At 44.3% G+C, this 21,215-nt stretch carries 22 protein-coding genes; 9 read left to right on the plus strand and 13 right to left on the minus strand.

The features are described 5' to 3' along the window. Nucleotides 1-487: 487 nt before the first annotated feature. The 3 genes from DXB92_RS11795 to DXB92_RS11805 are packed head-to-tail and all read left to right on the plus strand — an operon-like array spanning nt 488 to nt 2,507. A complete protein-coding gene (locus DXB92_RS11795) occupies nt 488-925 on the plus strand; it encodes a radical SAM mobile pair system MarR family transcriptional regulator (protein ID WP_055274716.1) in 438 nt (145 codons plus the stop codon). Next, nucleotides 922-1,611, plus strand: coding sequence for a radical SAM mobile pair protein A (locus tag DXB92_RS11800; RefSeq protein WP_117734013.1), 690 nt, complete (start codon nt 922-924; stop codon nt 1,609-1,611). The genes DXB92_RS11795 and DXB92_RS11800 overlap by 4 nt, the downstream gene beginning before the upstream one ends. Then, nucleotides 1,599-2,507 (plus strand): radical SAM mobile pair protein B, encoded by a 909-nt coding sequence (locus tag DXB92_RS11805; RefSeq protein ID WP_117734014.1) that lies wholly within the window; start codon nt 1,599-1,601, stop codon nt 2,505-2,507. The genes DXB92_RS11800 and DXB92_RS11805 overlap by 13 nt, the downstream gene beginning before the upstream one ends. 202 nt (nt 2,508-2,709) lie before the next feature. Here the strand turns inward: DXB92_RS11805 and DXB92_RS11810 are convergent, their stop codons facing one another. From DXB92_RS11810 to DXB92_RS11830, 5 genes are all read right to left on the minus strand, one after another. Beyond that, the gene (locus tag DXB92_RS11810) at nt 2,710-3,513 is read right to left on the minus strand and encodes an ABC-2 family transporter protein (RefSeq protein WP_117734015.1); all 804 of its coding nucleotides are present in this window, start codon (nt 3,511-3,513) and stop codon (nt 2,710-2,712) included. 4 nt (nt 3,514-3,517) lie between these two features. Then, on the minus strand, nt 3,518-4,321 hold the full coding sequence (locus tag DXB92_RS11815) for an ABC-2 family transporter protein (protein WP_117734016.1): 804 nt from the start codon (nt 4,319-4,321) through the stop codon (nt 3,518-3,520). Next, a complete protein-coding gene (locus tag DXB92_RS11820; RefSeq protein ID WP_117734017.1) occupies nt 4,318-5,319 on the minus strand; it encodes an ATP-binding cassette domain-containing protein in 1,002 nt (333 codons plus the stop codon). The genes DXB92_RS11815 and DXB92_RS11820 overlap by 4 nt, the downstream gene beginning before the upstream one ends. Nucleotides 5,320-5,536: 217 nt before the next feature. Continuing rightward, a complete protein-coding gene (locus DXB92_RS11825) occupies nt 5,537-6,748 on the minus strand; it encodes an ATP-binding protein (RefSeq protein ID WP_117734018.1) in 1,212 nt (403 codons plus the stop codon). Between the two features lie 9 nt (nt 6,749-6,757). Next, complete coding sequence (locus tag DXB92_RS11830) at nt 6,758-7,459, minus strand: LytTR family DNA-binding domain-containing protein (protein WP_117734019.1); 702 nt, start codon at nt 7,457-7,459, stop codon at nt 6,758-6,760. Between the two features lie 251 nt (nt 7,460-7,710). Between DXB92_RS11830 and DXB92_RS11835 the strand changes: the two genes are divergently transcribed. The 3 genes from DXB92_RS11835 to DXB92_RS11845 all read left to right on the plus strand — a co-directional run bounded on the left by DXB92_RS11835 (nt 7,711) and on the right by DXB92_RS11845 (nt 10,153). After that, nucleotides 7,711-8,679 carry an alpha/beta hydrolase gene (locus DXB92_RS11835; RefSeq protein ID WP_117734020.1) on the plus strand — a complete coding sequence of 323 codons (969 nt, stop codon included), beginning with the start codon at nt 7,711-7,713 and terminating at the stop codon, nt 8,677-8,679. Between the two features lie 224 nt (nt 8,680-8,903). Then, entirely contained in the window at nt 8,904-9,536 is a 633-nt protein-coding gene (locus tag DXB92_RS11840; protein WP_117734021.1) for a GyrI-like domain-containing protein, read from the plus strand. Then, nucleotides 9,497-10,153 (plus strand): flavodoxin family protein, encoded by a 657-nt coding sequence (locus tag DXB92_RS11845; RefSeq protein WP_341473046.1) that lies wholly within the window; start codon nt 9,497-9,499, stop codon nt 10,151-10,153. Before DXB92_RS11840 ends, DXB92_RS11845 begins: the two co-directional genes overlap by 40 nt. Before the next feature lie 1,131 nt (nt 10,154-11,284). On the opposite strand, the gene DXB92_RS11860 is transcribed toward DXB92_RS11845, so the two are convergent. Further along, nucleotides 11,285-12,958: an RICIN domain-containing protein gene (locus DXB92_RS11860; protein ID WP_117734025.1), complete on the minus strand. Its 1,674-nt coding sequence runs from the start codon at nt 12,956-12,958 to the stop codon at nt 11,285-11,287. Nucleotides 12,959-13,088: 130 nt separating this feature from the next. On the opposite strand from DXB92_RS11860, the gene DXB92_RS11865 reads away from it, so the two are divergent. Continuing rightward, the gene (locus DXB92_RS11865; RefSeq protein ID WP_117734026.1) at nt 13,089-13,448 is read left to right on the plus strand and encodes a helix-turn-helix transcriptional regulator; all 360 of its coding nucleotides are present in this window, start codon (nt 13,089-13,091) and stop codon (nt 13,446-13,448) included. A gap of 40 nt (nt 13,449-13,488) precedes the next feature. Here the strand turns inward: DXB92_RS11865 and DXB92_RS11870 are convergent, their stop codons facing one another. The 7 genes from DXB92_RS11870 to DXB92_RS11895 form a co-directional block, all read right to left on the minus strand. After that, complete coding sequence (locus DXB92_RS11870; RefSeq protein ID WP_117734027.1) at nt 13,489-13,953, minus strand: hypothetical protein; 465 nt, start codon at nt 13,951-13,953, stop codon at nt 13,489-13,491. Continuing rightward, entirely contained in the window at nt 13,950-14,102 is a 153-nt protein-coding gene (locus DXB92_RS13820; RefSeq protein ID WP_181977058.1) for a hypothetical protein, read from the minus strand. The genes DXB92_RS11870 and DXB92_RS13820 overlap by 4 nt, the downstream gene beginning before the upstream one ends. Beyond that, nucleotides 14,099-16,132, minus strand: coding sequence for an ABC transporter permease (locus DXB92_RS11875; RefSeq protein WP_117734028.1), 2,034 nt, complete (start codon nt 16,130-16,132; stop codon nt 14,099-14,101). Before DXB92_RS11875 ends, DXB92_RS13820 begins: the two co-directional genes overlap by 4 nt. Then, nucleotides 16,129-16,893, minus strand: coding sequence for an ABC transporter ATP-binding protein (locus tag DXB92_RS11880; protein WP_117734029.1), 765 nt, complete (start codon nt 16,891-16,893; stop codon nt 16,129-16,131). Before DXB92_RS11880 ends, DXB92_RS11875 begins: the two co-directional genes overlap by 4 nt. Before the next feature lie 334 nt (nt 16,894-17,227). Beyond that, nucleotides 17,228-18,220, minus strand: a complete 993-nt coding sequence (locus DXB92_RS11885; protein WP_117734030.1) for a sensor histidine kinase — start codon at nt 18,218-18,220, stop codon at nt 17,228-17,230. A gap of 9 nt (nt 18,221-18,229) precedes the next feature. Continuing rightward, nucleotides 18,230-18,904, minus strand: coding sequence for a response regulator transcription factor (locus DXB92_RS11890; RefSeq protein WP_117734031.1), 675 nt, complete (start codon nt 18,902-18,904; stop codon nt 18,230-18,232). Between the two features lie 255 nt (nt 18,905-19,159). Next, complete coding sequence (locus tag DXB92_RS11895; protein ID WP_117734032.1) at nt 19,160-19,471, minus strand: hypothetical protein; 312 nt, start codon at nt 19,469-19,471, stop codon at nt 19,160-19,162. Nucleotides 19,472-19,909: 438 nt separating this feature from the next. Here DXB92_RS11895 and DXB92_RS11905 point away from each other — a divergent pair, with 438 nt between their 5' ends. Both DXB92_RS11905 and DXB92_RS11910 read left to right on the plus strand, forming a co-directional pair. Then, a complete protein-coding gene (locus DXB92_RS11905) occupies nt 19,910-20,263 on the plus strand; it encodes a transposase (protein WP_117734034.1) in 354 nt (117 codons plus the stop codon). After that, nucleotides 20,263-21,183 carry an IS3 family transposase gene (locus DXB92_RS11910; RefSeq protein WP_207658599.1) on the plus strand — a complete coding sequence of 307 codons (921 nt, stop codon included), beginning with the start codon at nt 20,263-20,265 and terminating at the stop codon, nt 21,181-21,183. Before DXB92_RS11905 ends, DXB92_RS11910 begins: the two co-directional genes overlap by 1 nt. Nucleotides 21,184-21,215 lie beyond the last annotated feature (32 nt).

Here is a 21,215-nt window from a genome sequence, read left to right on the forward strand (position 1 = left end):
TTATATTTTACCATAGTTGACTGCGTTTTTACAGACTTTTTTTCGGTGGGTCTATTTGTCACTCTTTTGGTGTTACACTTATGTTCCAAATCTATCATGAAACAATTATAACCACATCACTTTCTCACTTCTAAAAAACCGATAAAACAACCAGCCTGAGATTCCAATTGCAGAATCTCAGGCTGGTTTTATTTTTATGCAGTGAGAAAAGTGATACGCTTTGCCGCATCTTTCCTTAAAAATCGCACATCATAATCTCCGAAGAAACGATGTTCGCAACTTAATTATTTACGCACAAGAAATCGCAAAATTTGCAAGTTCCTGTACTTTTTTCAAGACTAAAGCCTAAAAAGGCAGTCGAAATATTATCCTTAGTCGATCTTTTTCTCTGCAAATCGTAATTTGTACAGAATATTTTTGAAAAAGCTCTTGACAACAAAGCTCCTATATAGTATAATCTAATAAACTACTATATAGGAGCTTTTGTATGGAAATGAATGGAGGATTTCTTGTCACCAAAATAAAACAGCTTGGAGACCGGATTTTCGAGAAGATTCTCAGTGAAAAGAATATTGATGCGTTTAATGGAGCCCAGGGGCGTATTCTTTATGTGCTGTGGCAGGAGGATGGTATCTCAATCAGGTCGCTCTCGACTAAATGCGGATTAGCAATAACATCTCTTACTACGATGCTGGAAAGAATGGAAAATCAAGGGCTGATAAGCCGTGTTCAGTCTGAAACGGACAAAAGGAAAACACTCCTGTTTCTGACTGAGAAAGCACATGCTTTAAAGGGCGAGTACGATTCTGTATCTGATGAGATGGGCAGTATTTACTACAAAGGTTTTTCAGAGGAAGAAATTACCCAGTTTGAGGAATGCCTCGACCGCATCAGAAAGAATCTTGAGGAGTGGCAGAAATCATGAGTATTTGTATCAAAGATCAGATTCAGAACATGAATATCGTCATTGGCTGCACAGTGGGGTGTACATATTGCTATGCCCGCAACAACGTGAAACGCTGGCATATGATTGATGACTTCACTGACCCTGAATTCTTTCCGGGTAAGCTCAAGATGATGGAAAAAAAACGTCCGCAGAACTTTCTTCTTACCGGCATGAGCGATCTCTCCGGATGGAAGCCGGAATGGAGAGACGAGGTATTTGCAAAGATCCGTGAAAATCCACAGCATCAGTTCCTGTTTCTGACCAAGCGCCCCGATCTGCTGGATTTTGATACCGATCTGGAAAACGCATGGTTTGGCGTTACGGTGACGAGGAAAGCAGAACTGTGGCGTATCGACGCCCTTCGGGAAAACGTCAGAGCAAAACATTACCATGTTACCTTTGAGCCGTTATTCGACGATCCCGGCACAGTTGACCTTTCCGGAATCAGCTGGATTGTTGTCGGCACCATGACCGGGGCTCAGAGCAGGAAGATTCATACGGAGACGGAATGGGCATGGTCTCTGACAGACCAGGCACATACGCTCGGAATTCCGGTGTTTATGAAGGAAGACCTTGTCCCTATCATAGGGGATGAAAATATGATTCAGGAAATGCCAGAAGAATTCAATAAAGTGTTAGAGGTACAGAGATCATGGCAGAAGTAATCGATGGAATCCTCATTCGTGAGGTGGAAACAAAGAACATCATGACCAAGTCCAGTCTGCCGGTAGGCGGTTACTCGGTCAATCCCTACGTGGGCTGTACACATGCCTGCAAGTATTGTTATGCTTCTTTTATGAAGCGCTTTACAGGACACACGGAGGAATGGGGCACATTCCTTGATGTGAAGCATTGGCCGGAAATTAAAAATCCGAAGAAATATGCCGGACAGCGGGTAGTCATCGGTTCTGTGACAGATGGCTACAATCCACAGGAGGAGCAATTCAGGAATACCAGAAAACTTCTGGAGCAGCTGATCGGCAGTGACGCAGATATTCTGATCTGCACAAAGTCAGATCTTGTGGTGCGGGATATTGATCTGCTGAAAAAGCTTGGACGAGTAACCGTTTCATGGTCGATCAACACACTGGATGAAAATTTCAAGAACGATATGGACTCTGCTTCGAGCATTGAACGGCGTATCGCTGCTATGAAGCAGGTATATGAAGCAGGTATCCGTACAGTCTGTTTCGTATCCCCGGTATTTCCCGGTATCACGGACTTTGAAGCCATTTTTGAGCGGGTAAAGGATCAGTGCGATCTGTTCTGGCTCGAAAATCTCAATCTTCGGGGCGGTTTCAAGAAGACGATTATGGATTATATCGCCGGAAAACATCCTGATCTTGTACCGCTTTACGATGAGATCTATAACAAGCATAACCGCAGCTATTTTGAAGCACTTGAAGTAAAAGCTGAGAGAATGGCTAAGAAGTATGATTGTGCCTTTGTGGATAATGAAATGCCTTATGGCAGAGTCCCGCAGGGGCATCCGGTGATCGTAGATTATTTCTATCATGAGGAAATCCGTGGGACAGAGAATACCGGAAAAAGAAATCGCTAACTTCCAGTTTGTCTAAGATTAGAGAGCGACCAAAATCGCTCCTTTTTACATTCCCGCTACATCCCCATACCTATAAATCACTAGCCGTAACAGTGACTTCAAATTATTATTGTTCTAATCCCCTGTGCGGCTGTTTTTGCAGTCTGTCAGTAGGAATCTGATCCGGTAAAATTGACGAATCAAAGCATATCCCCTACACCTTTTATGACCCTGTACCGCTATACTTCATAGCACCATACATCCAAAATCTATAGCTTAACCAGAAGAACAGTATTCCGACAAACGGTGACAGCCACGAGAGCAATGGTACTTCATCTGGTCGAAGTACCACAAGACTTGGGTAATATGCGATAAATGCAATCGGAATCAAGAAGGTAAATACAAACCGAAATACAGGATTGAATATCGTAATCGGGTATTTTGCGTAATCCTTGAATCGTGTCACAAGATCCAGGACATAGAAAGAATTTTGAATCCAGAAACAAGTTGCAGCTGCTGCATTTTGCATTGCTATCATAATAAGTGACGCAGTCAGCAGAAACACCACGACTTTCAAAAGAATAAACGGCGTAAAACCCAGACCTATTTTTGTCCATGCGTATGCCAGCGTGCCGATGCCAAACGCAAGCTGCCCAAGTCCCTTGATATCGAAGACTTCTGACTGGTAATAAAAAAACAGGTTGATAGGACGAAAGCAATATTTGATAAAATCACCGGAATAAACGTATATTCTTAAACTCCAGTTATTATCAAACAGACACTGTACCGGAGTCAGCGCAATGAGTGAAAATCCGTAGAGAAACAGCATTTCATAATAGTTCCATCCGTTGACAGACGGGAAGTTGCGGAATAGTATCCAAAAGCTGATAAATCCTGCGACATTGGTACATATCATTCCGATTGTTGAAATGATAAAATCAGCACGATAACTCATTTTGCTTTTTATGTCCTGTGCCAGAATCTTTCTGTAAATACGCAAGTAGAATCCTAACCCTTTTTTTCGCATAAGATCACCCTCCATTCACAGTGATTTGCCGCAGTGATACTTTCCAGAAAAGCTTGCTGAGACATGACATTATAATACACCACATCAGCTGCGTTCCCAGAATTGTCAGAACACTTTTATCATCCGACGAAGTATACAGCAAAATAGAAAGCGGTGCATTGTAGATTGACTGAAACGGAAGATGATATACCATTGTCTTCAAAGGCTCTGGAAAGAAAGCCAGCGGTATTGTTGCCCCGGACAGCAGAAGAACAACTACCTGTTTCATAATATTGATGCCCCATATTGACTCCGTATAAAGACAAATTGTTCCCACAATAAAATCTACACTGTAGTTTATCAGAACTGCCATTGTCACTGACACTGCAAATAACAACAGATTGATACCTATGTGAATCGCACCGTGTGTAACAAACATTACAATCAGAAATGTTGGAAAAAAGGTGAAAAAGAAATTTGTCACAAAGGATCCGGAATATGACCAAAACAAATAACTGCGATACTTCATGGGTTTCAAAAGATCCAAAACGATTTTTCCCGACTGAATATTTCTTCCGATCTCCCACACCGTGTACATTTCCATAAAACCAAACAGTGCTGTAGCAAGTACAAGATAAATGAGTGTTTCTGTAAATGTCATTCCACTGACAGTATCCGTTCCTGCCGAGGCATAGATTGCTTTCCACAGAAAATATACAATAATCAGATACAACAAGTTGCCGACAATCATGATTAGTGTACTAAGACGAAATTGCAGAGATTCTATCACGCCCGCTCTTGTGAGCGTAAGGTATTTTTTCAATTTCATGATACACCATCCTCGTATATTTTCTTGATGACCTCTTCCGTAGAAATCTCCTCCAGCTGCATATCCCGAATACTGCGAGATTTTTGAAGTTCGCTGAGAACATCGATCACTCTTGCCTTATCCTCATCTACTAGAATTGAGATCCATTCCTCATCCGCTGATACGGAAAACGCAGAAAATTCTTTTTGTATCCGTTCAGCATGATGTCTCATATCACCATCTATGCGAATCTTCAATGTGCGATAAGAACCGAAAACTCCTTTCAGATGCTCAATGTCATTATCATACAACATTTTCCCCTTGTCGATAATGATAATACGACGGCAAAGGGCATCCACATCTCCCATATCATGTGTTGTAAGTATCACAGTCGTATTTTTCTCTTGATTGAGTGCATGAATCAAGGTACGAATCTTAGCCTTCATAGAAACATCCAGACCAATGGTCGGTTCATCCAGAAAGACGATCTTAGGATTGTGCAGAAACGCTGCCAGTATATCACTGAGTGTACGCTGTCCGAGAGACATCTGACGAACCGGTTTGTGCAGCAACGGCTCAATATCCACAAGTGACTGATACAGTTCCAGCATACTGTTATAATCCCCGTCGCTTATCTGGTAAATGTCCTTTAGAATGCGAAAGGATTCCACCAACGGCAATGCCCACCAAAGCTGTGTCCGCTGTCCAAATACAACACCAATCTCTTGTGCATTTCGTGTGCGTTTCTGATATGGAGCATTTCCGCCAATCCATATCTGACCGGAGGTTGGTTCCAGAACACCAGTCATCATTTTGATCGTTGTAGACTTACCTGCTCCGTTCGGACCAAGATATCCGACAATCTCACCCTGTGCAATGATCACACTGATATTGTCTACAGCACGAATTGTCTTATAATTGCGTGAGAACAAGTCTTTTACGCTGCCTTTCAAACCTTCACGGCGGTTCAGTACTATGAACTCCTTTACTACATTTTGCATTTTTATAATTTCTGACATAAAAACCTCAACTTATCCGTAATTGAAGATCAATTACCATGTTCTTTTTACTCTTTCGATTTCGACTGACCCACCCATTATTAGTATAGCAGAAATTTTGCGGAAGAAATGCAATATGGTACAAGTGGTATTGTTTTTGGGTACAAAATGCAAAATCCGCCTGACTTAAAACGCCAAGCGGATTTCAAATAACTTTTCATAAGCAATATTTTTCGGATCATTCGTCCAAACTGTTGTAGAAAACAACTGTTGTGTAATACCGATTTTCTTCTGTATGCGAATCTAACTTGCCATGATATTTTTGCAAGGTATTCTCTACACTCAAAAGACCGATTCCGTGTTCTCTGCCATCATGCTTTTTTCGATATGCCGGATCATAGGTATTTTCAAGGTCAATACGTATAATGCCCTTGTGCAGTCGAATGTTGACCTTCAGCTGCTTTCTCTTAGAATGTCTGAGTGCTTCAATCGCATTATCCATCAGATTTCCCAGTATGATCGTCATGTCAAAAGAGGAAATGTTCAGATTTTCAGGCAAGTTCACATCACAAATGATCTCCGTGCCGAATTCGGCGGCAAGTGATAGTTCATAATTCAAAAGACTGTCTACATCTTCGTTTCCTGTTTTCACATACTCTTGTTTGATTACAGCAGCATCTTCCATTTCATTCAGGTATTGTACGATTGCCTGCATATTCTCCTTTTCGGAAAGCAGTTTCAGTTTTTGGATATGACGATTCAAGTCATGTTTCAAAAAACGTATTTTTTTCTGAGATTCATTTACGATCTGCAGCTGATTTCGATATGCCTCATTAGACGATTCGATCAATTTTAACCGATATTGCACTGACCAACGATCTTGTTCCAAATGATAAACATAGAAAGTGAATAGATTGATTAACAACAATATGGTTGCAATGATATAATCATAGGGTGAGTTCTCGTCTACTGTCATTACTCCAATTGCTCCGGTTCCGATGGACGTAAAAATCAAAAGCCAGACATATTTGGAGCGAAAGAGACAGGTCTCTTTCCTTTTATAATAACGCCGGAACAGAACAGCACAAATCAGTATGACATTACATTGTACAAAGCCGCTTTTTATGACCTGAACATCTCCAAAAGCAGCAATTGCAATCCAGTCTACAAACATTCCCACAGCACAGGATATTATGACAGAAAATATTTTTTTAGACCATCCCGAATCGTATTGCAGTGTGATGCCTAAAAGCGGCAGTGTATTCAGAAATAGATTCAGCGTAGGACTTTTCCAATACAGCCACCCGACCGTGCTTATCAGAAAATACAAAAGGTAAATCAAACGATTCACTCCCGGACTTAGCCGACTTTTTCCCAAGAACGCAGTAATGAAAATACTGATTGCATAGATGCGAATTGCGTTTGAAGTAATGTATAAAACGCTCTCCATTTTACCTCCTTATATTTCAGACAACCGATCCCGCACTGCATCCTGGCAGCCACGGCTGACAGACAATCTTACGCCATCTGTGAGGTACACTTCTCTTGCAGTCGCCTCCACGATATACTGAATATTTACGTATATTCCACGTGAGATGCAGACAAACTTATTTTTATGGATTCCGATTATGTCAGAAACTTTCCCATAAACGGAGAAACTGCCTTTTCGGGTGTGCAGTATGGTTTTCTTTCGATTGCTTTCCAAATACAAAACTTCGCCGGTTCTTATCCGATGCTTTATATTTTCCAAAGTGTATTCTATAAATCCATGCGAATTTTCAAAATACGACATGTAAGTAAGCAGACAAAATCTGAGTGTTTCTTCTGTAATCGGCTTTATGAGAAAATCAATTGGTCTGACGGGAAACAAATCCATTGCATAGTCTTTAACTGCTGAAATAAAAATGATTTGCGTATCATAATTTTTCATTTTCATACGCAGCAGTTTTCCCAATTCAATTCCATTCATGCCCGAAAACTCTATATCTAAAAAGATCAAATCGTAGTTTTCTCCATTTGCAAGGAGACGATACATCTCTTCACAAGAAGTATAACATTCAGAGCAAAAGTCAAAATCATAATGAACATTGCATTTACTGATTAGCCGCACGATTTCCTGGCATATCAGTTCATCATCATCTACAACAGCAACTTTTATCATAACATTCTCCCGATCATGCAGCTGTCTATTGTCCTGAGAGACAATATTTTACTACACATTGTTGAGTCCTTTGCAATAGTATACGGTTTTATTGTAGCATATCTGTTTTTGTTTTTCAAGTCAGTTTTCACTTTCATGCCGTGCTTTCAGCTGGAAATCGGCTTGTGTTTCGGTTGGGAATATGGTATAATAGGGGAAAACGAAATGCAGAGTTTTAGACATATGAATCAAATTTGAGTGAGGTAACGATTTTGAGCAAGGCATATAGAACGAAAAGGACATTACGTAAATTATTAAAAGTCGTATTGATAATTGCTGCAATCATTATATTATTTGTGATAACATCTTTGGTTCGTCATAAAATATGCAGTTCAAGAGAAAAGGACTTACTTACTCCTTTGGGCGAACTTGTAGAAGTAAATGGTCACAATATGAACATATACACAGAGGGTGAGGGCGATAAAACGCTTGTATTTCTGTCAGGGGGCGGAACCTGCTCGCCAATATTGGACTTCAAGTCACTTTATTCGCTTTTAAGTAATGAGTATAAAATTGTTGTAGTAGAAAAGTTTGGTTACGGATTTAGCGATGTTGTAGAGGAAAAAAGAGATATTGATACAATATTAAGCGAAACGAGAATGGCACTTGATCAAGCAGAAATACAAGGTCCGTATGTGCTTTGTCCTCACTCATTATCTGGACTAGAGGCTTTATACTGGGCACAGAAATACCCTGATGAGGTTGAAGCAATTGTCGGTTTAGATATGGCTGTACCGGCTTATTACGATGAAATGGACATAAGTATTCCTATGATGAAGTTGGGACATTATGGTGCTGTTTTGGGAATCACAAGGTGGATACCAAGCCTTGCAGAAAGCGATACTATCAAATATGGAACGCTGTCTGAAAAGGAAAAAGAGATTTACAGAGCTGTATTTTATCAGAGAACAGCGACTGAAACCATGATAGATGAAGCCAAAGTCGTAAAAGATAATGCGAATATTGTCAAAGAAAACGGAATTCCGCAAGTGCCAATGTTATTGTTTATTTCTAATGGTTCAGGTGGTACAGGTTTTACAAAAGAAAAGTGGAGAAGTATTCCTGAAAACTATATTTCGGGGCATGACAATACAAGCTATATTGAATTAGATTGTCCTCATTATGTTCACGACTACAAATATAAAGAAATAAGCCAAGAGATCAGAAGCTTTATTAAGTGAGTGTATTTTATCATTCCCAGTTTGCAGAGGAGGAAACTACTAAAAAGAATATTGAGCGACAGACATCCAAATAGTACAGCAGATTTGTTTTAAGGAATGAAAAGGACAACGGGAGAGCTTGAATGGCTCTCCTGTTGTTTTTTGTGGTCAGTTCTTGTTTTTCGGTTGGGAATGTGGTATACTGAACATAGCAGACGTACAAATCGGAATTTACGGAGGAAATTATGGCTTTTGATTTTAAGAAGGAATGCAAAGAATTTTATATGCCTAAGAATAAACCAGAGATTGTAACTGTTCCTAAAGCAAATTATATTGCTGTCAGAGGAAAGGGCGATCCGAACAAAGAAGGTGGGGAATATCAGCAGGCAATTAGTGTATTATATGCTGTTGCATACACTCTGAAAATGAGTTATAAAACGGATTATAAAATTGAAGGTTTTTTCGAATATGTAGTTCCGCCACTTGAGGGGTTCTGGTGGCAGGACGACATAGATGGTATAGACTATACGAATAAATCTTCATTCAATTGGATTTCTGTTATCCGTTTGCCTGATTTTATAACTCAAAAAGATTTTGAATGGGCGGTTGAAACAGCAACCAAAAAGAAAATGTTAGATTGTTCATCAGCAGAGTTTATGACAATTGACGAAGGCTTATGCATTCAGACAATGCACTTTGGTTCATTTGATGATGAACTGGCTACTGTTGCGTTAATGGACGAATATCTGGATAAAAACAGATATGTCAATGACATAACAGACACCCGGCTTCACCATGAAATTTATCTGTCAGACGCAAGAAGGGTTGCACCCGAAAAGTGGAAAACCGTTATCAGACATCCAATAAAAAAGATTTAAACAACTTCCAGTTTGTAAAAGAGGAGAACCTCATGAAAAGAATATTGGTGATATTGGGCGGCGGTCGCCCAAAAGGAAACACCAGACAATTGGCAGACGCCTTCATTCAAGGCGCTGTTGATGCTGGGCACGAGGTTGAACTTGTATCATTGAATCAGGTTGAAGTGAAAAGTTGCATAGGATGTAATACCTGTCGGTATGGAAAACCGTGTGTACAGAAAGACGGCTTTTCTGAACTTGTCCCTAAAATAAAGGCAGCTGATCTCCTCGTATTTGCCTCTCCGCTGTTGTTTTGGACAATCTCTGCGAAACTAAAGGCATTCATTGAGCGATTCTATTGCCTCGCAGAGGAAGACACGAATCCGCCATTAGGACGGTATGAGAAATATCCTGTGAAAGATGCAGCATTACTGATGACCTCTGCTGATGATCTATTTTGGACATATGAGCAGGCGGTGTCGTACTACAAATTTACAATCATCCACTACATTGGATTTCATGATAAAGGAATGCTGCTAGCCGGAGGATGCGGAGATACAAACGGAAAACCGCAGATCAGCAAGACAAATCACTTAAAAGAGGCCTACAAATTCGGAAAAACAATTTATCAAGAATGAGGCAGAAAAGGATACACAAAGCAGGTATTTGTGCATCCTTTTTCATTTGTAAACTTTTTGAAAACAGCAGCAAAAAAGATGTTTTTCAAGTCCTTCCCTCTCCAAATTTCTGTCAGCAACTCGAAAAAATACCCTTGCCGAAAATCGGTAAGGGTATGGTAAGGGTACGAAGCATATTTTCTACTATATTATGTGTCCTTAAAAACGGCAACAAAAAAACACGCAGCCTCGATAAAATACCGAAACTGCGTGCTTTTCTTCCTTTCCAATTACTTTTAGTAATTGGGTTGTTTGGTTGCGGGAGCCAGATTTGAACTGACGACCTTCGGGTTATGAGGGATTTATTTCATATTTTTGATACATTTTAGATATACTCAAATCGTACGATAATGGCGATATTGCGTTGTTTTTTTATTTTGACATTTGTCAGCTTATGCACTGCGTACAGTATATTGGGGTCAGTTTTGGGGTCAAAATAAAGTAGGTGGAACACACCAAAAATTTTTGAGCAGGCATTGTGAGCGGCTGGTGTCATGATGCTTTTTTCTGCATAGAATCGATTCCAGCGTGAAATCGTAAGATTGACTGCTGGGGAAATGCTTGACTTTTTCTATTTCTTATGCTATATTTGTGAAAGAAACGAAAGAAAGTAAAAGAAAGAGAAAGAAAAGAGGCATATGCTTTTGGACGACAGCAGTACTAAATTCAAGAGAATCTATGTAAATAAGGCAGACTTACGAAATATGTGATGGACTAGAGGGAGCATTGCACAGGCTGAATTACTTGCGGAGGAAGACTTTATATAACAAAACAAGCACGCCAAAACCATGAATAGTGGGTTTCTTGGCGTGCTGTTTTATGAGAGAATGGGATTTCCAAATACGCTATATTTCAATATGCTTCTGAATGAGTTTTTGATGCAACTTTGGACATCATTTCCTGAAAGATTCTTTGTTTATTGGCATTCCCTTGAATACATCTTTCGGCGAGCCATAGAGATGCAGAAAAGCGATCATCTGCTTGTCTTAACTTTCCGATCATGAACGGGAACAGCTTGTTAAACGTCCAGAAAATTGATTCACTGGCACTTATCGGGCAGATGCGGGCATCTGTCCCTGCGATGCAATGGAACTATCCCACCAGCTTCTGCCGGAGCAGTGCCAAGTCGAAGCCGTTGACAGTGCCGTCTGCGTTGAGGTCAGCGGTCTGCCACTGGGATTGTGTCAGGGTGCGTTCCTGTAAAAGGTATCGCTGGAGTAGAACGGCATCGGCGGTGGTGAGGGTGTTGTCGGAGTTGAGGTCGCCGGGGAGAACTGGCGTGTAATCCAATTTCCAAATCTGAAACTTTTGTGCAGTAGTTCCGTTCCAATTATAGATTTGAACATTTGCACCATCATTTACAGAGCCACTTGTAATATCTAAAACACAACTTGAATTCTTTGGTTTCAAAATGTAAGCTCCAGACTCTCCATAAATATACCACTTTTGAAAATCATTTCCGTTGTCAGAATTGACATAAACATTTCCGCTTTTATCATCCCAATCTATGACCTTTCCTGTCTTGCAATTCACAATTTTATAACTACCATCATCATTGCGAATAAATTTCCAAACTTGCTCTGCATATGCTGTTTCATTTCTCATAAGAACATTATCATTATTCTCATTTGTTATGTGTTTCCAAGCATATACATTAATTAAATACGCATAAAAATTTGTTCCGACATTTTGAATCAAACCTAGATTGGTCCATACATCTAATTTCCATATCTGAAATTTCTGTGCAGTTGTTCCATTCCATTCAAACATTCCCACATTTGCACCATCTTCAACGGAACCACTAGAAATATCCATTACATTATCCGAATTTTTAGGCTTAAAAAAATATGCCCCTGATTCTCCGTAAATGTACCAACTTTGATAATCATTTCCACAATCAGGGCTTACATACACATTATTATCTGACCCACCTCTGTCTAAAGCATCGCCGGTTCGACAATTTATAATTCTATAACTGCCATCATCATTTCTAATAAATTTCCAAACCTGTTCTGCATATCCAGTTTCATTTCGCATAAGAACATTACTATTGCTTTCATTTGTAATATTTTTCCAAGCTTCTGTATTAATAATAAATGCACAAAAATCTGATCCCACATCTACAAGAGGATAACTGTCATACCATTTACTAGGTTTCGGCGGATCTGGATTTGGATTTGGATAATTCGGTCTCAAATACAACCGAATCGAACCGCCCATGCTTTTCGCAACGCTCTGTGCATTTCTCTCTCCGGCACATCTTCCGCCAGGATAAGTTTTCCCCTGGTTATTACCGCCGGCACAGTACACAGTGCCACCCTCGACCCTTGTTACAATTTCCACGTGCGACCATGAAAAAAACAACAGGTCTCCCGGCTGCGGCGAAGATACTACAACCGCACCTCTTTTTCGCATCTTTTTTTCAAAATCTGCAACCGTTCCACCGTGTGCAACGATTGAATCATCACATCCGGCATTTTCAAGGCAGTCCGCAACATATTCATCACACCACGCCCCATAATCGACCCCAGAATACCCAAAATCAGAACAAGTTCGACCAGCTTGTGATTTCGCTATCGTCGCAACATCCTGTGCAACATTGCCGGTCAGAGTATATCTGCTCTTATCAAAGCCATCCTTTCGACAGCAAATCGCAGAGACTGTCAGTGTATTCATTGACAAAGAACCCAGATATGTTCCAAATAACACAATGCTGACAAACGCCGCAACCCACCGGACAAACCATTTTCTTCCGTATGCTTTCATTTATACCAACTCCTTCGATTTTAAAGTAGTCACATCTGACTTCTTTTTATCTATTATAATCTATTTAGATTGAAAAGTCAATATCTTTTAGTCATTTATGATAAAATAAATGCAAAAAGGAGTGGCTCAAATGGCTTTTTATCAGCGAATCCGCGACTTGCGGGAAGATGCAGACAAAACACAAACTGAAATTGCAGCATATTTGGGAACAACTGCCCAGTATTATGGCAAATATGAAAAGGGAGAACGAGAACTTCCCTTTTCCCGTGCCGTCCTGCTGGCGAATTTCTACGATGTCAGTCTGGACTATCTCGCCGGACGCACCAATCTCCCGAAAAATCCCCACGGGATCACCATTGCAGACGATGCCCTGCTGGTGCTGCAAAAATACAACGCCCTCACCGAACGCAACAAGGGCAGGCTGGAACAGTTTCTTGATACCCTCTCCGAACAACAGGCTCAGCAAAAAGAAACACGATCGTCCGTGTGAAATAGCAAAAAGCGTACCGTCCCAGACGATACGCTTTTTTTCATTTCGCATAAGCACTGCATAATGTCACGCTGCCGGAAAAATCGGCATATTCCACCGAAAGATACCAGTCGCCGCCGCTGCCGGTGATCTCTTGTGAGATGTTCCCGTTTGCATCGGGTGTGAGCCACAGTTCGTCGCTGCCGTTTTTCACGATCAGCTGCACAAAGCCGGACTGGCAGGCAACCGAGCCCGTGACTTGCAGCCGCCTTGCCTGCAAGCTGCACCCGCCGAAAACCACATCTTTTCCCCGTGCCTGCCGACATGTGGCGGCATAGGCTCCGGTGTAGTTGTCGCTCCCGCAGGTTCGCGTGCCAATGAGCTTGTGCTCCGAGGTACGTGCCAGCGAGCCCATGGAGGACACCACCTTTTCATAGCCGTGCAGCAGATCCGCTTTCCCGCCGCAGCCCACGCTGCAAACCAGTGCCAGCAGCAGCGGCAGCACCCAGATTTTCCGCAGTTTCATTCTGCATTGCCCCTTTCCAACAGCCAGTTCATGATTTTCCACACCGCACCGGCAATTCCCAGAAATACCGCCAGCGGCACGGCTGCGACTGCCAGCAGCATCAGCCCCACAGCCAGCACTGCCCCGCGGTAAATTCGCTGCCGCATCATTTTACCAGCTGGTAGTAGCTGCGGGAAGTTGCCTTGTACATAACCACATACAGCACTGCAAACACCAGATAGCTGCCCCCAGTCACGCCCACCAGCAGCGGCGTATTCGACAGCCCGAACATCATCAGCAGCTTCCGGATCAGCGGGAACGCAAAGCACAGGTGCACACCCGATGCCAGCAGCGGTGCGGCAAAAACTGTCAGGATCTGGGAGTTGATGCTCTTTTTGATCTCCTTTCGCGTCATGCCCACCTTTTGCAGGATCTCGAACCGTGCTGCATCTTCGTACCCCTCGGAGATCTGCTTGTAGTACATAATCAACACCGTGCCGAACAGGAATACCACGCTCAACAAAATGCCCAGATACAGCAGCCCGCCGAACAGGGAGTAGAAGCTGTACCGCTGCATCTCCAAACTTTTGACTTCGTAAAAATATTCCTGATGTGTCTGTGCATTGTCGGCAAACTGCTGCTCCAGTTGTTTTTCCAGTTCTATCTGTGTGTCCGCGTTGCAGTCCAGATCAAATCCCAGACAGGTCTGATAACTGGACGCCATTTCTTCGCCGTAGACAGAATACTGATACTCGTAGAGCCGGCTCATAGTTTCGCCGTCCGGAACCACCAGGTACATGGTCGGATAGGTCGCAATGGCATTGTCACCGATTTCAAGAAAGTCAGGAACCTGCTTCTTGATATGAAATTGGAACTGGTCATCGATATTCAGGGCATCTCCGCTGAACGTTCCGCGGAACATACACAGCAACACTTCGTTTTCGCCCAGTGTTTCCGTTGTGCCGGTGATCTTTTCGTAGGTGTCCAGTGTCACGAAATTCAGCATGACCAGTTTGTCGATACTCTCCGCATACTGGGTGCCGCTGACTTCCGTGTACTGTTTTACTGAAATGTCGCCACCCTGTCTTAACGCCGCGAAATTCAGATTGTTGTAGGCGAGTACATTCTTTCTGGTCTGATGCGATGCCTGTAATACGGCATCGACCTGCTGTTCCATATAAGATGCCGCTGCAACACTCTGGTCGTAGTCCTTGGTGGAAATGCTGACTTCCAGATCTCTGGGATAGCGGGTGTGCAGGCTGGCATCTTCGCCGATCCGCAGGCAGAGAGAGGACGAGATCATCACCAGCACGCCGGTGGAGAGGATACAAATGGAAGCCAGACTGGCACCGTTCCGCTTCATGCGGTAGGACATAGAGGAAACGGAAACGAAATGGTTCAGTTTATAGTAGTACTTTTTGTTTTTCTGGAGCAGCTTGCACAGTGCCACAGAGCCGCAGATGAACAGCAGGTAAGAAGCGATAATGACCAGCACAATGGCAATAAACAGCACCAACAGTGCCTGTATGGGATCTTTTGTGGTCAACGCCAGATAATACGCGGTACCCAGCAATAACATGCCCAGCAGTGCCAGTATCCAGCGTGCCTTCGGCGGCTTTTCGCCGGTCTTTTCTCCGTGGAGCAGTTCTATTGGCTTTGCCACACGGATCTGTCCCAGCGAATACAGCAGGATCAGCACAAAAGACAGGACTGTCAGTAACAGGGTATTTCGCACCGCAGAAGGTTCAATGACAAATGCCAGAGAAGCCTGATTGGACAGCATTTTCGCCGCACAGAGTTCCGCCAGCTTGGACAGCAGAATGCCCATGCCCAGACCGCCGACAATGGAAACGGCAAACAGCATGAGATTCTGCCACAGGAGCACGCGGGCGATATTGCCCTTTCCCATGCCCAGAATATTATACAGTCCGAACTCCGTTTTCCGGCGACGCATGAGGAACGAATTCATGTAGAACAGAAAGATGACAACAAAAAATGCCACCACCGGTACACCCCATGACAAGATCATCTGCATATCGCTGCCGCCACGCATCTGCTTGACGGATTTGTTATAGGTGAGATAGGACACGATGTAAAACATCATGACCAGTCCGATGCTGGTCAGCAGGAACGGCACATAGGTTTTCTTGTTCTTGATAATGCCGTGCCATGCCAATTTAGGATAGAGATGCATGTTCATCGTGCCTCACCTCCGGTAGTCAGCAATGTCAGAGTGTCCGAAATCCGCTGATAGAACTGTTCGTTGGTGTCGTTCCCCCGATACAGCTGGTGGAACACTTCGCCGTCCTTGATAAACATTACCCGTCCGGCACTTGCCGCCGCCTTGGTGGAGTGCGTTACCATGACAATGGTCTGTCCCGACTGGTGGATCGCCGAAAACAGTGCCAGCAGTTCATCAGAGGAACGGGAGTCCAGTGCACCGGTAGGCTCATCTGCCAGAATCAGACGCGGGTTGGTGATTAGGGCACGAGCCACGGCGGCACGCTGTTTCTGTCCGCCGGAAACCTCATAGGGGAATTTTTTCAGCAGCTGGGTGATGCCCAGCTGTTTCGCAATGGGTTCCAGCCGCCGCTGCATCTCCGCATAGGGCGTTCCCACCAGCACCAGCGGCAAATAGATGTTGTCCTCCAGTGAAAAGGTGTCCAGCAGGTTGAAGTCCTGAAAGACAAACCCCAGATGATCCCGCCGGAATGCGGCGATACGGGATTCCTTGATCTGTGTCAGGTCGTTTCCGTCCAGCTGTACCATGCCGCTGGTAGGCTTGTCCAGTGCCGCCAGAATGTTCAGCAGCGTAGTCTTTCCGGAACCGGATTCCCCCATGATCGCTGTATATTCTCCCTGCTCCACCGCAAAGGAAACGTCCCGCAGAGCCTCGACCTGATTGCCGCCGAAACGAGTGGTGTAAACCTTTTTCAAATGTGCTACTTCCAGCATTGCCATTGCAATGACCTCCTTCATCTTTGCGTGTATGGACAACACACAAGCCTTATGCAGTGTTGCCCATGTTTTGTTGAGGCAATACCGCACAAAAATTGTGCGACAGATGCGTCGTCAAATTTTTCGTCAGATGAAACAAAAAGCGGAGTGAATACTTGATGTATTCACGAGCATTTTTGTGAAATATGACGGGAAATTTGCAAGCAGATGGCGTGCAAAGTCGCCAGACGCTCTTTGTGCGGTATTGCCTTGACTACTACAGTATACCACAAACGGGAAATGCTTCGCCATCGATTCGGCTTACATTTCCCGCTTTCTTTCTTACATTTTTGTCACATCACTCAATGCCACGTGTTTCCCGAAACATGCCGATGCGAATGGTGGTGCCTTGCTCTGCCTGCGACTCCGCTGTAATGGTATGGTTCAGGTTCCGGCAGATTCGCCGGCAGAGATACAGCCCGATGCCGCTTGCCTTTTTGTCCGTTCTGCCGTTGCAGCCTGTAAAGCCCTTTTCAAAAATACGGGGCAGATCCTCCGCCGCAATGCCGATTCCCGTATCCCGAATGCACAATGTTTTCGGCTCCTCCAGAAAAATCGAAACCGTTCCGCCGGAGGGGGTATATTTCAACGCATTGGAAAGCACCTGCTCCAGCACGAACAGCAGCCACTTTTCATCAGTCAGCACCCGACACCCCAGCGGCTCATATTCCAGCCGAATCTTCCGGTGGATAAACTGGGAGGAAAACCGCCGCACTGCCTGCCGGACAACGCTGTCCAGATCACACCGCACAAAGAGATAATCCGTGGAATCTGAGTCCAGCCGCAGATAGCACAGCACCATTTCCACATACTGTTCAATTCGCTGTAGATCTTCCAGCAAGATGTGATTTTCCGGCGTGTCCGCCGCCTGTAGGTGCAGCCGCATGGCAGCGATCGGCGTTTTCATCTGGTGCGTCCACGCCGTGTAATATTCCATCATGTCGCTGTACCGCACCTGCCATTCCTGTGTCAGTTCCTGCTGCTTCTGATACAGCAGTTCCACCAGTTCCTGATACGCCTGCTCTGACACATCTTCCGGTGACGGGAGGTACTGGGTAGTAATGACGATCTCCTGCTGCATCTGCCGGAGTGTGCGGCACTTCTGATAGTACTTCCGGAAATGCATCAAAAACCAGAACAAATACAGCACCGCCGACAGCACACCGCCGTACAGCACGGCTTCCGCCGGCAGGTCGTACAGAGAAAATACCAGCACAAAAATGCCGCAGCATGCCAGAAATATCCCGATACCGCCCAGATGCCGGCGGAGATAATCCCCGAAAATTTTCATGCCGTCCTCCTATTCCACCAGATACCCCATGCCCACTTTGGTACGGATAAAGTCGTGCAGCCCTGCCTTGTCCAGCTTTTTCCGCAGCCGGTTCACGTTGACAGTCAGGGTGTTCTCGTCCACAAAGCTGTCCGTTGCCCAGAGCCGTTCCATTAAGGTTTCCCGACTGACGACCTTGCCCTTCTGTTCCAGCAGAGCCTGTAGGATCCGGTACTCGTTCTTGGTCAGGTCAATGCGTTCTCCGTGATAGGTCAGCACGGCATCTGCGGTGTTGAGGATCGCGTCCCGATGTTCCAGCAGAGCCGTCTGCCCGCCGAAGTCGTAGGTTCGCCGGAGCAGTGCCTGTATCTTTGCCAGCAGCACGTTCCAGTCAAAGGGCTTGGCAATAAAATCGTCCCCGCCCATGTTCATTGCCATAATTAAATTCATATTGTCCGAAGCCGAGGACAGAAAAATGATCGGCACCTGTGACACCTGCCGGATCTCCCGACACCAGTGGTAGCCGTCATAACAGGGCAGCATGATGTCCATGAGCACCAGATGCGGGTCAAACGCCGTGAATTCTCCCAGCACGCCGCGGAAATTCTGCACCACCTGTACTGTAAAATCCCACTGTTCCAGCTGGTACCGCAGTCCGTCCGCAATGCTGCGGTCGTCCTCCACCAGAAATATTCGATAGTTCATCGATGTGCCTCCTGTTTCTGTGATCGTTTTTTGAGAGCACTGCATAAAGTTTAGATACAGGCAAGCTATAGGCTTAAATAGGTGTCAATTCCCACCCGCAGCAAAACAATGTGTAAACTTTATACCGTCTTTTTTATTATAGCATGATTTCGCATGATTGGCAAGCCGTGCATTCTCACAAAAAAAGACGTGTAGTTCCGCAAAACCACACGCCTTTTTCAGGAAACGTCGTACAAAGCCGGTTTCTACGTTCCCTTAATCTCTGCTTTTCAGCAGTCCTCTCGCCACCAGACCGCAACCGGCTGCGATCATGCCGAACATGACCACATACTGCCACAGCGAAGCCGACACCGGACGAAACCGCACCGAAGTCAGCAGCGTTACCAGAATTGCCAGCAGTCCGATTGCCGTCACCACCCAGCCGATCCACTTTCTATCCAAGAAGAACAGCAGACCGATGCCGATCAGCAGCGGCACCAGCATCAGACCAGTTGCCAGCGAAGTGTTCATGCCGAAGCCGCCCCACAGGCTGCCCCACGAGAAGGACACCACAAAGGAGTTCAGCACCCAGAAGATGCCTGCTCCCAGCAGTACCAGCCCGATGAGAAACGAAGCCAGCGGGTGGGCTTCTTTCGCAATGTCATTAACTTAAAACGGCCCTTGAATGGCAAGCAGAATGTCTGGAAGTATCAAAATGGCGAGGAAAAGAGCGATTCGGACGGACGGGAGAAAGATGTTTGATGATATCAGATTTGAGTGCGTTCAAGACACGCAAAAGAGAGGGAATGCTTTTGAACAGTACACCCATCAGATTATGGTAGATCAATCTGGTGGCAGTTCTTCGATTGATCTTGTACTTGTATTTTCTTTTTTTGGGATATTCGGATACATACTGCCACATATGCAAGTTGCAAAATTGTAAACGAGAAGCGACACAAAATAGTTGATGTAGTATAATAAAACTTGACACCCTAACCTCAAAGGAATAAAATAGGAAAAGAAAAAATGGAGGAAAAAGGAATGTCAGAAAATAAACAATATGAAAATGAGTACAAAGTGCAGGCAGTAAAGCTTGCAAAAAAGATAGGTGCGGTAAATGCAGCGAATGAACTTCAGATACCCGTAAATACGCTGTACGGCTGGATCAGAAAAGTAAAAATCGGAAGCCTTGATATTGGCTGCGGAGAACGCAGCCCGGAAGAATCGCTGAATATCGCCGAAGAAAACCAGCAGCTGAGGAAGCGGATCAAAGCATTGGAAAAAGAAAACAAACGCCTAAGCGAAATGAATGCGTTTTTGGAGGATGCAGCGGCTTTTTTCGCTGCCAGCCGTCAGAAATCGGGAAAGAACAAAGGCTGATGTATATTGCAATCCGGACAGATGACGGCAGAAACATCGGAAAAATCAGTTTTTACTGCAGCACGCTGCAAGTCAGCAGACAGGCGTTTTACGATTATCTTGAGCGTAAGGGCAAACCATGGAAGTATCAGCCACTTGCTGACGCCATGTTGAAAATTCATGATGAGGACGAAGAAAATGCGGATTACGGCAGAGTACGTATGTATCAGGCACTCAAGTACAGAAAAGAAGTCGGCAAGTTTGATGGTATCAAAATCCCGTGCGAAGCAACTGTCCGCAGCGTGATGGAGCAGATAAACCTGATTCATAAACCCAAACGAAAGCCCAACGGAATCACCAAAGCCGACCGGGAAGCCCGTAAATCAGACGATCTTCTGAAACGTGATTTTACAGCAGATGCACCTTTGAAAAAATGCGTTACAGACATTACTGAAATCAAGGCAAAAGACGGAAAACTGTATGTTTCGGCGATTTTTGATTGCTATGACCTGATGCCAAATGGTCTTGCCATGGCGGACCATATGCGAGCTGAACTATGCTGTGAAACACTGAAAAATGCAAGCTTGCGGTATCCGGAGATTCGCGGAGCCATTGTGCATTCCGATCGCGGCAGCCAGTATACCAGTTCTGCGTACAGAACTGCTATCCAAAAATACGGCATTGTCCAGAGCATGAACAGTGCTGGAGGAAGATGCCATGATAATGCAAGATGCGAAAGCATATGGGCAAGAATGAAGGAGGAATTGTTTTATAATAGAGGCAGAAGATCTGAAGATTATACGATTGAAGCGTTAAAAACGATGGTCTGGCGATATTTTATGAGCTACTGGAGCAACCGCAGAATCTGCTCGTCCATTGGCGGGATCCCACCAGCTGTAAAACGGCGCAGGTTCTATTCTGCTTTGACTATCGCTGCTTAACTTCAAAATCCTTGCGGTTAATGTGTCAAGTG

It is taken from the genome of Ruminococcus sp. OM06-36AC, from assembly GCF_003438725.1.
Classification (GTDB): domain Bacteria; phylum Bacillota; class Clostridia; order Oscillospirales; family Ruminococcaceae; genus Ruminococcus_C; species Ruminococcus_C callidus.